This window comes from Haloferax sp. DFSO52, from assembly GCF_048158745.1.
Taxonomy (GTDB): domain Archaea; phylum Halobacteriota; class Halobacteria; order Halobacteriales; family Haloferacaceae; genus Haloferax.
In genome coordinates, this window is record NZ_JBLOPB010000001.1 from 66,960 (window position 1) to 81,298 (window position 14,339).

The 14,339-nt window shown below is 64.3% G+C and carries 13 protein-coding genes; 5 read left to right on the forward strand and 8 right to left on the reverse strand.

Features of this window, described 5'->3' with window-relative positions; all coding sequences use genetic code 11:
• Window positions 1-6: 6 nt before the first annotated feature.
• Genes ACK3SC_RS00355 through ACK3SC_RS00375 form a run of 5 tightly spaced genes read left to right on the forward strand, consistent with a single transcriptional unit; the run spans window position 7 to window position 5,689 of the window.
• Window positions 7-1,161, forward strand: coding sequence for an XdhC family protein (locus ACK3SC_RS00355; RefSeq protein ID WP_416838150.1), 1,155 nt, complete (start codon window positions 7-9; stop codon window positions 1,159-1,161).
• On the forward strand, window positions 1,158-2,186 hold the full coding sequence (locus tag ACK3SC_RS00360; RefSeq protein ID WP_416838151.1) for an AAA family ATPase: 1,029 nt from the start codon (window positions 1,158-1,160) through the stop codon (window positions 2,184-2,186). The genes ACK3SC_RS00355 and ACK3SC_RS00360 overlap by 4 nt, the downstream gene beginning before the upstream one ends.
• Window positions 2,170-3,618: a vWA domain-containing protein gene (locus ACK3SC_RS00365; protein ID WP_416838152.1), complete on the forward strand. Its 1,449-nt coding sequence runs from the start codon at window positions 2,170-2,172 to the stop codon at window positions 3,616-3,618. Before ACK3SC_RS00360 ends, ACK3SC_RS00365 begins: the two co-directional genes overlap by 17 nt.
• Complete coding sequence (locus ACK3SC_RS00370; RefSeq protein WP_416838153.1) at window positions 3,615-4,496, forward strand: Rossmann-like domain-containing protein; 882 nt, start codon at window positions 3,615-3,617, stop codon at window positions 4,494-4,496. The genes ACK3SC_RS00365 and ACK3SC_RS00370 overlap by 4 nt, the downstream gene beginning before the upstream one ends.
• Window positions 4,493-5,689: an XdhC family protein gene (locus tag ACK3SC_RS00375; RefSeq protein WP_416838154.1), complete on the forward strand. Its 1,197-nt coding sequence runs from the start codon at window positions 4,493-4,495 to the stop codon at window positions 5,687-5,689. Before ACK3SC_RS00370 ends, ACK3SC_RS00375 begins: the two co-directional genes overlap by 4 nt.
• Window positions 5,690-5,718: 29 nt before the next feature.
• Here ACK3SC_RS00375 and ACK3SC_RS00380 read toward each other — a convergent pair whose 3' ends face one another.
• The 8 genes from ACK3SC_RS00380 to ACK3SC_RS00415 all read right to left on the reverse strand — a co-directional run bounded on the left by ACK3SC_RS00380 (window position 5,719) and on the right by ACK3SC_RS00415 (window position 14,299).
• Window positions 5,719-6,657: a hypothetical protein gene (locus ACK3SC_RS00380; RefSeq protein WP_416838155.1), complete on the reverse strand. Its 939-nt coding sequence runs from the start codon at window positions 6,655-6,657 to the stop codon at window positions 5,719-5,721.
• A gap of 99 nt (window positions 6,658-6,756) precedes the next feature.
• Window positions 6,757-7,299, reverse strand: coding sequence for an NUDIX domain-containing protein (locus tag ACK3SC_RS00385; protein ID WP_416838156.1), 543 nt, complete (start codon window positions 7,297-7,299; stop codon window positions 6,757-6,759).
• Between the two features lie 120 nt (window positions 7,300-7,419).
• The gene (gene fer / locus ACK3SC_RS00390; protein WP_416838157.1) at window positions 7,420-7,809 is read right to left on the reverse strand and encodes a ferredoxin Fer; all 390 of its coding nucleotides are present in this window, start codon (window positions 7,807-7,809) and stop codon (window positions 7,420-7,422) included.
• A gap of 126 nt (window positions 7,810-7,935) precedes the next feature.
• The gene (locus tag ACK3SC_RS00395) at window positions 7,936-9,054 is read right to left on the reverse strand and encodes an anion permease (protein WP_416839909.1); all 1,119 of its coding nucleotides are present in this window, start codon (window positions 9,052-9,054) and stop codon (window positions 7,936-7,938) included.
• Between the two features lie 164 nt (window positions 9,055-9,218).
• Window positions 9,219-10,511 carry an O-acetylhomoserine aminocarboxypropyltransferase/cysteine synthase family protein gene (locus tag ACK3SC_RS00400; RefSeq protein WP_416838158.1) on the reverse strand — a complete coding sequence of 431 codons (1,293 nt, stop codon included), beginning with the start codon at window positions 10,509-10,511 and terminating at the stop codon, window positions 9,219-9,221.
• 119 nt (window positions 10,512-10,630) lie between these two features.
• Window positions 10,631-11,599: a calcium/sodium antiporter gene (locus ACK3SC_RS00405; RefSeq protein WP_416838159.1), complete on the reverse strand. Its 969-nt coding sequence runs from the start codon at window positions 11,597-11,599 to the stop codon at window positions 10,631-10,633.
• A 115-nt stretch (window positions 11,600-11,714) separates the two neighbouring features.
• A complete protein-coding gene (gene metX / locus ACK3SC_RS00410) occupies window positions 11,715-12,962 on the reverse strand; it encodes a homoserine O-acetyltransferase MetX (RefSeq protein WP_416838160.1) in 1,248 nt (415 codons plus the stop codon).
• Window positions 12,959-14,299 carry an O-acetylhomoserine aminocarboxypropyltransferase/cysteine synthase family protein gene (locus ACK3SC_RS00415; protein WP_416838161.1) on the reverse strand — a complete coding sequence of 447 codons (1,341 nt, stop codon included), beginning with the start codon at window positions 14,297-14,299 and terminating at the stop codon, window positions 12,959-12,961. Before ACK3SC_RS00415 ends, metX begins: the two co-directional genes overlap by 4 nt.
• Window positions 14,300-14,339: the final 40 nt, after the last annotated feature.

A 14,339-nucleotide genomic window follows, 5' to 3' on the forward strand; every position in this document is an offset into this window, starting at 1 on the left:
CGATACATGACAGACGGAACAGCACACGACGGCCACGATGGACACCACGACGCGGACGCCACCGACGACCTCGCCGAGCGCGAACGCCTGCTAACCGAACGCGGCGAACCATACGCTCGGGCGACGGTCGTCCGGCGCAAGCCGCCGGTCTCGGCGAACGTCGGCGACCGCGCAGTCGTTACCTCAGCGGGTGACCTCGTCGGTTGGGTCGGCGGCGCGTCCTGTGCGCAATCGACGGTGATTCGCGAAGCGCAAGCAGCGATCGCTGACGGGAAGCCACGGCTGCTCGGCCTCGCGCCCGACCCAGAGGACGTTGCACGCCCCGGACTGGACGCGTTCCCGATGACGTGCCACAGTGAAGGGACGCTCGAGGTGTTCGTCGAACCGGTGATTCCAGCGACGCGACTCCTCGTCGTCGGCGACTCACCCGTCGCACGCTCGCTCGCCAGATTCGCCCCCGAACTCGACATGGCAGTCACCGTCGTCGCTCCCGACGGGGCGAGCGACTGGCAGGCAGCAGACGACTCCACGACGGTCCTTTCTACGCTCGACCCCGGCACAATCGCCGCGGAGGTCGGGTCGGAGCCGCTCGTCCTCGTCGCCTCGATGGGCAAGTACGACGCTCGCGGTGTCGCCGCCGGCGTCATCGCCGACGCGCCGTACATCGGTCTCGTGGCGAGCAGCGTGCGCGCGACGGAAGTCGTCGAGCGTGCTGCCGGACTCCTCGAGACCGACCCGAATTCGGTTCGAGAGGCGATTACGAACCCCGCCGGCGTCGACATCGGTGCCCACACGGGGGCCGAAATCGCAGTCAGCGTGCTCGCCGAACTGGTCGACGTTCGGTCGTCGATGGGGGCGGTTAGCGAGTCGGTCGGCGACTCGGACCGCGCTGCCACTGCCGACTCGCCAGGCGATGTCGAGACCGGGTCTTGCTGTTCCGGAAGTGACGGCGGAGCGAAGACCGCAGACTCCACCGACGCGAGCGCCGGCCCGCACGTCGACCCTGTCTGCGGGATGACGGTCGACCCAGACGGCGCACCGAGCGTCAGTCACGAGGGAGAGACCTACTACTTCTGCTGTCAGGGCTGTGCGGACTCCTTCAGCAACGACCCGGACGAGTACCTCGACGCGGACGAGGGACAACCCGCGCATTCACGATGACGAGAGAGCAGTCCGAGTCCTCGAACGTACCCGCGCCGTTCGCCGATCTCTCCGAGTCGGAGTTGCGTGAGCGATTCGACCGACTGGACTACGTTGCGACCGACCGCGTCGTCACCACCGTCTATCTCGCGCTTCGGATGGGGCGACCACTCCTCGCGGAGGGACTGCCCGGAAGCGGGAAGACGGAACTCGGGAAAGTACTCGCCGAGGCGTTCGACACCGAGTTGATTCGCCTCCAGTGTTACGAGGGATTGACCGTCGAGAACGCCCTGTACGAGTGGAACTACACGAAGCAACTTCTCGCAGTTCAGTCAGACGAGGCACGCGTCAGCGCGGATACGTCGGAGGGCGCACCAGCGTCCGATGGTGCGAACGCGCCATCGGAGTCGGTGTTCAGCGAAGCGTACCTGCTCGAGCGCCCGCTCCTGCGGGTCCTCACCGCCGGCGACGACCGACCACCGGTGCTACTCATCGACGAGATAGACCGTGCCGACGAGGAGTTCGAAGCGTTCCTGTTGGAACTGCTCTCGGACTTCCAGGTGTCGATTCCCGAACTCGGCACCGTCACGGCCGACCACCCGCCAATCGTCATCCTGACTTCGAACCGCACGAGAGCACTGAGCGACGCACTCAAACGACGCTGTCTGTACTTGCACGTCGAACCGCCGTCGTTCGAGACGGAGTACGAGATAGTCACCCGCAAAGTCCCCGAACTCGACGGAGTCGTCGCGGCCGAAGTATGCGCCATCGTCGAACGCCTCCGGGAGGAATCGTTCCTCAAGCGGCCGGGCGTCGCCGAGACACTCGACTGGGCGCGAGCAGTCGCAACCCTGCGGGCCGATTCAGGAGACGAAGCAGGCTCTGCGTCCATTTCGGCCGTCGAAATCGAGCGGACCATCGGTTGTCTGCTCAAGGAAGTCGAAGACGTAGAGCGGGTCGACGCCGAACTACTCGAACGGCTACACGACGCCGCCGCCGGGGCGAGCGACCGAACCGCGGAGATTCCCGATGACCCCCGGTCGTGACTTCTTCGACGGGAACTCCGCGGGGCAGAACCAGCAACGTGGCTGGCAGAACGTCCCCGACTTTCGACTCGCACGACGCCACGTCGTGACGGAGTTGATCCGTTTCACACGCACTCTCCGAAACGCAGGTGTGTCTGTCCCGGCAAACGGCAGTCTCGACGGTGCGAAGGCACTCGCAGTAATCGGCCTCTCTGACCGTGAGGTCGTGGCTGACGCGCTCCGAACGACGCTCCTCTCCGATGCCGGCGACGACGACGCGTTCAACGAGGCGTTTCCAACGTTCTGGCACCGGCTACGCACGGGACTCGACCGAATCGCCACCGACGAGGGCGGCCTCTCGCCCTCCGGAGACGAGACGGACGACACTGGCGGAACCGGTTCGGTGGCGCAATTGCAGGAAGAAACGGACGGCACCGACTCCCAGGAAACTATCGCCGGAGCCGAGGCACCCGAGATGGGCGCTGGCGACGACCCGGGTCGGGTCGATGTTCGCATTTCGACGGGTATGCAGCACGCGACAGGCGAGCGACCTGCATCGACCGAACCTGACGACGGCAACGCACGGCAATACAGCGCCGTCGGCGGGCGCGAAGCGGTCGACGACGACACGCAGACACTCTCCAAACGCGACCGGGCGGCCATCGACAGATTCATCGACGCGCTGGCGACGATTCCCGGCCGTCGAAGCCACAGAACCGAACACGGGAGACACGTCGATGCTCGCCGTGCACTCCGTTCGAGTCTCGCCACCGGCGGAACGCCGATTCGCCTGCCGGCCCGCGAGTCGGCCGACAGCGAACTCCAGTGTTGTCTCCTCGTCGACGTCAGTGGCTCCGTACTCGACACCATCGACCGAGGGGCGCTACTCGCGTTCGCCGAGGCGGTCCAGACGAGCGCCCGGAACGGGTCGGTGTTCCTGTTCGACACCGACCTCGTCGATGCGACTGACCAGTTCACACGAGCGAAGGGTGACCCCGCAGCCGCGCTCCGTGCCGCCGAAATCGACTGGGGTGGTGGCACGCGCATCGGTCACGCGTTCGAGACGCTCCGACGAGAGTATCCCTACGCTATCGACCGGCGAACCGTCGTCGTCGTCGTCAGCGACGGTCTCGACGTGGGTGACCAAGAGACGCTCCAGCGTGCTGTGACGTGGCTCTCTCGGCAGGCGAACGCGCTCGTCTGGCTCAACCCCCTCGCGGTGTCGCCAGCCTACGAACCGCGGTCGAGGGGGATGGCGACGTGTCTCCCGTACGTCGACGGCCTGTTCGGTTTCGCGACGCCGGCAGACCTCGACGAGGCCGCACGACAACTCGAACACCGTGGGACCGCCGGCCCAATCGGGTACGAGTACGACCCGCGGCGGAACCGCGACCGAGACGACACCGCGTCGAGCACGACGGTCGGCGCGAGCGACGGCGGGGGGACACGATGACCGACCCGCTCCTTCCCGCTGTCGTCGACCGACTCCGGACGCTCGGTGCGCCGACTCGAGCGACCGTCGAAAGCGTGACTATCGGCAACAGGGCGGTGATGGTCGAACTGTCCGGGGTGACAGACGCGTCCCAAACCGAGGGGAGTTCGACCGGCGGGGAAACTGTCGGTCTCGCCCATCGCCCGTCTGGACCCGCGCCATCGACGGACGGTCTCGACGTGGCGACGCTGCTCGAGTGGGCGACGTCGGCACCGGTGGAGGGGCACGAAACACCCGGCGACCGTGTCTCGCTCTCCGTCGCCGTCGCGGCGCTCAACGCGCTGTCGGCTCCGTACATCGACTGGATAGCCGGCGACCCGATGGCGCTGCTCGACTCGGCTGTCGAGACTATCGCGACGGTAGGGCTGTTCCGCCCTGCGTTCCGGAAGTTCGACAACGTGGACGTCCACGTCATCGAACGCGACGCAGTCGGCGACGTGGCCGCACCCGATGGTGTTCGGGTCACGACCTACCGACAGGCAGACGCGAGCAAGGCGCTCGTCGACGCCGAGGTGCTTTTCGTAACTGGTTCTGCGATTCTGTACGGCGGGGTCGAGCGATATTTGGACGCCGCACCGGCTACGGCGACGGTTGTCGTCGTCGGCGCAACCGCGTCGTTCCTTCCCGAGGTGCTTTTCGACGCCGGTGTCGACGTCGTCGCTGGCGCGTCAGTGGTCGATGTCGACCGTGCCCGAGAAGCGATTCGCGCCGGCGGGTGCGGGACCGACCTGCACGACGCCGGCGTGCAGAAAGTGTATGCCGTTCGTGACGGGTCCAGCGCGAGCGGACTGTCGCTCCGGCGACGTTCGAACGAGGGCCAGAGAAGATTGAACCCATGACAGGAAGCAGATGGAGTGTCCCGGAAACCGAAGTAGTACAGCGCGTTCACGAGCGACTCGATGCGGGCGAAGCAGACGTTCTCGCGACCATCGTCGACGTAACGGGGAACGCCTACCGACGACCCGGTGCGAAGATGCTCCTCGACGACGGGGGCGACGGCATCGGGAGCATCACGGCCGGCTGTCTGGAGGACGACCTGCGCCGGGTCGCCAAGTCGGTCCGCACGGAGGGTCGTCCGGAACTCGTCACCTACGACTTGATGGACGACGAAGATGATGTGTGGGGCCTGGGTGTCGGCTGTAACGGTGTCATCGACGTACTGCTGGAACCGTTGACCGAGACGTATCGTCCGGCCGTCGAAGCGTTCGCAAACGGGCGAGACGTGGCTGTACTTACTATCCTCGACGGAGGCGAACCGACAGACGAAACCGGCGGAGAGAGCGGACTGCTCGAAACCGGAGACCGAGCGTACTACTACCCGGACGAGGGGAGTTTCGTGACTGCCGAGGGCGAACCAGCCAGCGAGTGGCCCACGTCACTGCCGGCATTGACCGAGAGCGCCGAGTCACTCGCCGAGCGGGGACGAGCGGGCGTCGTCGAACTCGAACACGAGGGGCGTCGACTCAACGTGTTCGTAGACGGCCTCGCGGCCCCGCCGAACCTCGTCGTCTTCGGGACGGGTCACGACGTCGGCCCGGTCACCGAGTTGGCTGCGAAGAACGACTTCCGGGTGACGGTCGTTGGATTCCGCGGCGGGGTCGACCTCGACGAGCGGTTCCCGGATGCGGACGAGACGATAACCACCTCGCCAGGGTCGGTCGCCGACGCGGTCGGCCTCGACGAGCGAACCTACGCAGTCGTCATGACGCACAACTTCATCGACGACCGGTTGACGGTCGAGACGCTCCTCGGCTCGCCGGTCCCGTACGTCGGACTGATGGGTCCCCACGACCGCTTCGAGGAGATGCGCGAACGGTTCGAAGAAGAGGGGACGACCTTCGACGGTCAGGCGCTGTCCACGCTCTACACGCCCATCGGACTCGACCTCGGTGGGGGGTCGCCGTACCAGATAGCCCACAGTATCGTCGCCGAAGTACTGGCCGTCTCTAACGACCGAAGCCCCGGTCACCTCCGTACGCGCGAGGGCCACATCCACGAGCGGGTAATCACTGGGTCTGGACCTGATGACTGAGGGGTATCAACCGAGAAACTGGGTTGGGGTCAGAAGACGGCGAGTTCGAAGAAGTGAGAGACAGGCACCGAGAGGCCGAACAGCGATAGCACGACGACTGGCACGACCACCGACTTCGTTTGGTCGTATCCGTACGCCGCCGACCCGAACGCGAGCGCCCACAACACGTGTTCGAACCCATCGGGAACGTCCGCGAAGAGCGCGGCGAACGCGACGATGAGAATCAAGCCGAGTGCGAACACAGGAACGAAGAGCGGCCGGTAGAGGACACGAATCGAGCGTTCGAGGACACTTCGATAGAAGAGTCCAAGACTGACACCGCCTGCAACTGTGGAGACGAGGAGGATGCCGAAGAGAGCGAGTCGCCACTGTTTGGGAAACACGACCACCGTGTACGCACTGCCTCGAAGCATCCCATCGAAGAACACCCCCAGTCCCGCCGTGAACACGACGGCGTGTTTCGTGGGCATCGACGCACGACTACGCAGGAGTTCGAACACGGTCGCAGTCAGTACCCCGTAGCCAACCCCGGTGAGAATCGTCGATTCGGCCCACTGAGAGAGTGCGGTGAGGAACGACGCCTGTGGATGGTACGTCGAACCGACGGCCGCAGCGAACGACGTGCCGAAGACGAGCGGTGTCCCGATCGTCGTCGCGACGAGCGCCAAGAGCGGCAGAGCGACGACAGCGAGTGTGGTCCCAACGTCTGCTGGTCGGGGACGCGTCGGCGACAAGTCGATACCTCGGAATCTCGCGTACGCGAGCGTTGGGAGTGCGAGTCCTGCGATGCCGGGAGACGAGAGTACATCGACGACTGGAACGCCGCGGAGTCGGAGCGAGGCCCAGTACGCGCCGACAGTCGTGAGTGTGATGCAGACGAAAAAGAGACTCAGTCGGCCCAGTTCGCGCGATTCGGGTGGGATCGAAACGTCGAGTTGGTCGGGGAGGGTGTCGATAGACGAGGACACATGAAGACGCACCGCTCAGGGTGACAAATCCCTGTCGGCTGTCGGAGACCGTTCTCTCACTCGCCACCCGACGTATCGGCAAGAGGAGCGACCCACCAATCAGGCTCTCTGTACTGCTGCGCGTGCGTTTTCCACCCACCAGTCGAGGTCCTTGTACGCCGCTGGCCAACTGGTGAGCAACCGGTCCGACGCAGAATCAAGTTCTTCAGGCGTCCAAAATCTGGCTTCGGCAACTTCGTCGGCTGCGGTCGGCGTGCCACTCACGTGCGCAACATCGACTGCGTAGGCGAGGGTCGTTTTGTGCGTCGTCCCAAATTTGGCGAACGTGCGAGCGTCGAACAGGACGAGGTCGTCCGGGTCGACGACGAGCGTCGTCTCTTCTTCGAGTTCGCGTGCACCCGCCTCGTCAGGGTTCTCGCCGGCCTCGACCATCCCACCCGGCGTTCCCCACAGGTCACGGTCGGGGAGGTCAACCTTCACGAGGAGTATCGAATCGTCGTCGATGACCGCGAGACGCGCAGTGGGTATCGGGTTGTAGAAGACGTAATCCTCGCAAGAATCGCAGTAGTGGGAGGTTGGCGGGTCGACAGGCGATAGGTTCGTTCCACAGTATGGACAGTACGACGGTGGCCTGTTAGCCATACACACATGTCGTTCAGAGGTTATATTATATCTATTCGAGAGAGAGAGATGCAGAAGAACCCGTGTGGACAGCGTATCCACTCACACCCGAGCGTCGAAAGAAAGTGTTGAGTTGGCGTCTTAGATGACGCGGTTCTGCAGGTAGTCGAGGTGCTTCGCGTTGTAGACGATCTTGACCTCGTCAGCAGTTGGCGAACCGATGCAGGTCAGACGAACGTTCTTGTCGTTGACTTCCTCGTCGGAGAGAATCTGCTGCATGTCCATCTCGATGTCGCCTTCCTTGACGATGGCAGCACAGTTCGCACAGGCACCTGCGCGGCAGCTGAAGGGCCAGTCGTAGCCCTGTGCTTCCGCGGCTTCGAGGATGTACTCGCCCTGATTGACTTCGAGTTCACCGAAGTCTTCATCGTCGAAGCCAGCGTCGGCGGCCTTCTCGAAGAGGTCGTCATCGTCGAGGTCCCATCCCTGGTCGTCAACAGCTTCGTAGTTAAGGTAAGTTACCGTGGGCATCAACAAGCGGTTCGGAGGCCACCCCATTAGACTTTGCTGTTCCGTGCGGTGAAAAACCGGCCGGCATAGTGAGGTCGCACATGATAAATCGAGATACAATCGCAACCCGAAGACAGCGCAGTTTCGTCAGAAGACACTCGAAGAAAACAGTGCGTACGAGGCGAGCGCAGACAGCGACGGCGTCAACATCCAGAAGAAGATGACGCGACCAGTCGTTCCGGGGTTGAACAGGTCGTGTGCGGAGAGTTCGTCCGGTGCTTCCTCACCGATCTTCGGGACTTTGTCCTCACGTTCTGCGGCGAGTGCGTTCACCGACACCTGCGGCGTCTCGCCACCGAGTGCTTCACCGATGGTGACGGTTCGCGTCGCACGACCCCAGCCGAGACCGACGATACACATCGTCGCGCTCACGGCGAGACTCGCCGGGATGCCGATTGCCGACAGGAACGAGATGAGTGATGCACTGACGGCCTCGACGATGAGCGCGGCGAGAATCGGGAGTTCTGTCAGGTCGTTGCCGACGGTGTCGAGGGTTCGGCGGGCGATGGTGAACGCACCGAGTCCAATCGCCCCGGACGCGATGAGGATACCCGCGTTCATCCCGACCGCCCCGTTGCCGACCAGCGGGGCGACGGCGTTAGCGACGTTCGACGCACCGGCCGAAAACGCCATGTAACAGGCGACGACGACGACCAGAATCGTGCTCCCGAGTTCTTTGTGGGTCGTATTCGGCCCGAGTCGGGGGCGCGGGATGGTCCCTCTCCGGTCGAGTGTCACGAGCGGGCCGGGACTCTGGTCGAGTTTCAACCACGCGTCGAGATATGGGTAGACGTAGCGGCCGATGACCGCACAGATCCAGAAGGCGATGACCGGGGCGACGATCCACCACGAGATGATTTCGAGCATCACGTCGGAGTTGAGAGAGCCACGAGCGAGGCCGAGACCGGCAATCGCACCGACGGCAGTCATCGAGGTCGATGCGGGAACGCCGAAGGTGTTGGAGACCAAGAGTGCGATTCCAACGAAGAACAGGACGGCGACGCTGGCCGCGAGCGTGAACTCGCTCTGCGGGACGATTTCACCGCCCATTTTGGCGACGACTTCGCGTCCAATCGTCCACCCACCGAGGAGTGCGAATCCCGTCATCAACGCTGCTGCGGTGACTTTTCCCAGCACGTTGCTCCCGACGGCCGGGCCGAACGCGACCCCAGTCGACGACCCACCGATGTTGAACCCGACGAACACTGCCACCAGGAGTCCAACGAAGAGGAGTGTTTGTACCACGACCACTGTTTCCCGCTCATCCGCAAAAGGAGCGACGGTCGAATTCTCGTCACATCACCGATTCGGCACGTCGAAGCAGTGCGGTTTCGCCCAGGCCAGGTCAGGCCAAGTCAGGCCAGGCCCGGTCAGTTCGACGCCGATCGAATCGCCTGGTCGAGGTCGGCGATGATGTCCTCGGTGTCCTCGATGCCGACCGAGAGACGGACCATATCGGGCGTCACGCCTGCTGCGGTCTGTTCGTCTTCGGTGAGTTGCTGGTGGGTCGTCGATGCGGGGTGGATGACGAGCGTCTTCGCGTCGCCGACGTTCGCCAGAAGCGAGGCGAGTTCGACGTTGTTGACGGTGCCTTTTGCTGCCTCGTAACCGTCTGCGAGGCCGAACGTAATCATGCCGCCGTACCCGCCGTCGAGGTACTCCGAGGCTTCCTCGTGGGTCTCGTGTGATTCGAGTCCCGGATAGTTCACCCACGAAACCTTCTCGTGGTCGTCTAAGAACTCCGCGACAGCCTGCGCGTTCTCACAGTGGGCACGCATCCGAAGTGGGAACGATTCGAGTTTTTCGAGCGTCTGCCACGCGTCGAACGGCGACTGCGAGTTGCCGAGGTCACGCAGTCCGCGAGCGATTGCCGCGTACGTGAATCCAGCGGGGCCGAACGTCTCGTCGAAGTTGACGCCGTGGTACGCCGGGTTCGGCTTTGCAATCTCCGGGTAGTCGTCGGCGTAGTCGCTCCACGGGAAGTTCCCGCCATCGACGAGGACGCCGCCGATGGTCGTCCCAGCGCCGTGAATCCACTTCGTCGTCGACTCCCAGACGATGTCGGCACCGTGGTCGATTGGGTTGCACAGATACGGTGTCGCGAACGTGTTGTCCACGACGAGTGGTGTCCCGTATTCGTGTGCAACGTCGGCGATTGCTTCGATATCGGGCGTCACGAGTGCTGGATTGCCGATGGTTTCGAGGTGGACGAACGCGGTGTCTTCGTCGATGGCTTCCTCGTAGGCGTCTACGTCGAGCGTATCGACGAAGCGCGTGGTGACGCCCCGGCGCTCGACAGAGTGAGTGAGGTAGGTGTAGGTACCGCCGTACAGCGACGACGCGGAGACGATATTGTCACCGGCCGACGCGAGGAGGAACGTCAACAGGTCGAACGCGGCCATGCCGGAGGACGTGGCGACAGCGCCGACACCGTTTTCGAGGGAGGCCAGACGCTCCTGGAGCATTCCCACCGTCGGGTTCATCAGGCGAGAGTAGATGTGGCCGGGCTTTTTCAGGGCGAACTGGGCGGCGGCGTCGGCGGCGTCGTCGAAGACGTACGACGTGGTCTGATACAGCGGTGGTGCGCGCGCACCCGTCTCCGGGTCGGGGTCCTGTCCAGCGTGAAGGCTCCGGGTGTTGAATCCGGATTGGTCGTCGCTCATAATTCGTGAGTCGGCGTGTAAGGGCTAAAACAGGGTGACAAGCGCAATTCCCGCCGGAGTCTACGACGCCGACCCGTAACCGGCGGTCCGGGGCGCTGTAGTCGGGTACTGTACGTCGGTCAGGCGAACAACCCCACCACCCACCGGACGACTTCCGACCCGGCGAGTACCGTCCCCTCGACGCGCGAGAGTCGCCGTCCCGTCCACAGCGCGGCGACAACGACGAGCGAGACGGCGACCAGCCACCAGAACGTCTCCAGCGCCACCGCGCTCACCGACAGCGGGCGAACGAGCGACGCAACGCCCACGACGCCGAGGAGGTTGAAGACGTTGCTCCCGACGACGTTGCCGACCGAGACGCCGAGACTCCCGCGTCGAAGCGCGACGAGAGAAACCGCGAGTTCGGGCGTCGACGTTCCCGCGGCGACGATAGTCCCGCCGATGACCCACTCCGAGACGCCCGCGTCGAGCGCGAGGGCGGACGCCGCCTGAACCAAGAGGTCACCACTGACGAGGATGATGCCGAGTCCGACGAGAAGAGAGACCACGTCACGCCAACGAAACGGCGTCCGTTCGGTCACAACTCCCGTGTCCGAGGCCGGCACCGTCTCGTCGGCGGCGGCGGTCTGTCGGTCGGTTCGAAGCAGAAACGCGGTGTAGGCGACGAACAGACCGGCCAAGAGTCCGCCTTCGAGGCGAGTCACCACGAGGTCGGAAACGACGGCACCAGCGAGGAAGGTGCTAGCGAGCAGTGCGATGCCGTCTCTCCGGAGGAGCGACTCGTCGACAGCGACGGGGCGTACGATAGCGACGACGCCGAGGACGAACGCGATGTTGTAGATATTCGAGCCGAAGACGTTGGCGAGCGCGAGGTTGCCAAGCCCTTTGAGCGCGGCGTCGACGGTGACCGCGAGTTCGGGTGTCGACGTGCCCACGGCGACGACGGTCAGGCCGATAGTGAAATCCGAGACATCGAGTTGGCGCGCCATTCGGACGACCGAGTCGACGAGCAGTCGAGCGCCGCCCCCGAGACCGGCGACGGTCACGACGACGACACCGAGTTGCACGACTACGTCAGGCAGTGCCATCTTTAGGAGACAACAGGGGGAGGGATATCATGGTTGGGGCGAACGCACTCTGGTGCGGGAACAACGACGAGTCAGCGAGAGAACAGCGGCGAGTCAGCGCGAGAACAGCGACGGGTCAGCGAGAGAACAACGACGAGTGAACGGGGGCGAAGTCTTTCTCCGTCTCCGATTTGCCGCCGTCTGTGACCGTGTCGGTGACGGCCCGTCCATCGACGCCGTCGGTAACGAAATCGCCAAGCGGTGGCCCGACTTTCTCAGGTTCGACGAGGAAGGCGTCGTGGCCGTGGTCGGATTCGACGACGTGGTGAGCAACAGGGGCGTCGCCCGCACGGAACGCCTCGGCCAGCGACTCCGACTGGTCGGTGGTGAAGTGCCAGTCGCCGGTGAAGGAGACGAGCAACGCTTCGCCTTCGAACGCTGCCAGCGCGGCGGCGTCGGACTCGTAGCCCTCCGAGAGGTCGAAGTCGTCCATGGCGCGCGTGAGGTAGAGATACGAGTTGGCGTCGAACCGTTCGCCGAACTTCTCGGCCTGATAGTCGAGATACGATTCGACTTCGCGGTAGGGGAAGAACGCTGCCGCCGGGTCCGCGGGATACGTATCCCCTCGGCCACCTCGACCAGCGGACCGCCGGCCGAACTTGCGGTCCATCGAGTCCTTCGAGAGATACATCAGATGGCCGATCTGCCGGGCGAGTCCCAGTCCCCCGACTGGGTCGGGCTTGTCGTCGCCGTAGTAGTCGCCGCCGTTCCAGTTCGGGTCGGTCGTAATCGCACGACGGGCGACGGCATCGAGTCCGAGACACTGTGGGTCGAGACGCGCCGCCGCCGCGACGACGACCAGTCGCTCTACGTCGTCGGGATACTGGACGGCCCAGTCGAGCGCGTTCATCCCACCGACTGACCCGCCGACGACGGCGTGCAGTCGACCGACTCCGAGGTGGTCGAGGAGAAGCCGCTGTGCGCGCGTCCAGTCGGAGACGGTGACCGGTGGGAAGTCTGTTCCCCACGGGTCGCCATCGGGGCCGTCGCTCGCGGGGCCACTGGACCCGTAACACGACCCCGGGACGTTCACGCAGATGACGTAGTACTCGTTGGTGTCGATGGCTTTGCCCGGCCCGACGATGTCGGACCACCACGCACGCGCCTGTCCCGAGACACTGGACCCGTTCCCGAGACTAGCGACGTGTTGGCTTCCGGTGAGGGCGTGACAGACGACGACTGCGTTCGTTCCCGTGAACTCGCCGTACGCCTCGTAGGCGACCTGCAAGTTCGGGATGATTTCGCCCGACTCGAACTGGAACTCGCCCACGTCGACGACGTCCGATTCGACGTGCCTGCCGGGTGCGACGCGGCCGCGACTCATCGACTCACCCCGGGGGTCACCCCACCGTTAGAGACGCCCGACGCGCCCGTCGTCACTGCTCGTTCGATGGCCTGGTCGAGGTCCGCGACGATGTCGGCGGCGTCTTCGATACCGACAGACATGCGAAGCATGTCGGGTTGAACGCCCGCCGCACGTTGTTCGTCGTAGGAAAGTTGCGCGTGCGTCGTCGAGGCGGGGTGGATGAGGAGTGACTTCGCGTCCCCGATATTCGCGAGGAAACTGACGAGTTCGACCGACTCACAGACCGTCTTTGCCGCCTCGTAGGACCCCTCGTCGTCTTCGCCTTCGAGGCCGAACGTGACCATCCCCGCATAGCCGCCATCCAAGTACTTCGACGCCAACTCGTGCGTCTCGTGGTCGTCGAATCCGGGGTACGATACCCACGAGACGGCGTCGTGGTCGCGGAGGAATTCGGCCACGTGGCGGGCGTTCTCGCAGTGGGCGCGCATCCGGAGTGCCAGCGTTTCGAGCCCCTGAATCGTCTGCCACGCGTCGAACGGCGACTGACACCCGCCAGTGCTTCTCACCGCGCGGTGGCGGACGACCTGCGCGAACGCTCGCTCACCGAATCGTTCGACGAAGTCCACACCGAACGCGGGGTTCTCACCCGAGAGTTCCTCGTAGTCTGCGGCGTCCCACGGGAACGTCCCACCGTCGACGACGACGCCGCCGACGGTGGTTCCGGAGCCGTGAATCCACTTCGTCGTCGACTCCCAGACGATGTCGGCACCGTGTTCGAGCGGTCGGCAGAGCGCCGGTGTCGCGAACGTGTTGTCCACGACGAGCGGGACCCGGTGGTCGTGCGCAACGTCGGCGACTGCTTCGAAGTCCGGCGTCTTCAACGACGGGTTCGCGATGGTTTCGAGGTGGACGAACGCGGTGTCTTCGTCGATGGCGTCGGCGTAGGCGTCGATGTCCAGCGTCTCCACGGTTCGTGGTTCGATACCTCTCCGGGTGGCGGTCTTCGAGAAGTACGAGGAGGTGCCGCCGTACATGTCTTCGGAGAGGACCACGTTGTCGCCGGCACTGGCGAGAACAGTGGTGATGGCGTCGATTGCGGCCATCCCAGAGGCAGTGACGACCGAATCGACACCCGCTTCGAGGGCGGCGAGTCGGCGTTCGAGGATGCGAGTCGTCGGATTGGAGATACGCGAGTAGACGTCGCCGTCAGATTCGAGCGCGTAGAGGTCTGCAGCGGTGTCCGCGTCGTCGAAGACGTACGACGTGGTCTGATAGAGTGGCGGGGCACGGGCCCCTGTCGCCGGGTCCGGGTCCTGTCCGGCGTGGAGGCCACGAGTGCGGAAACCTCGGTTCATGTATGTGATGCATATTTCTGGAGCAAAGAATAACCACTAG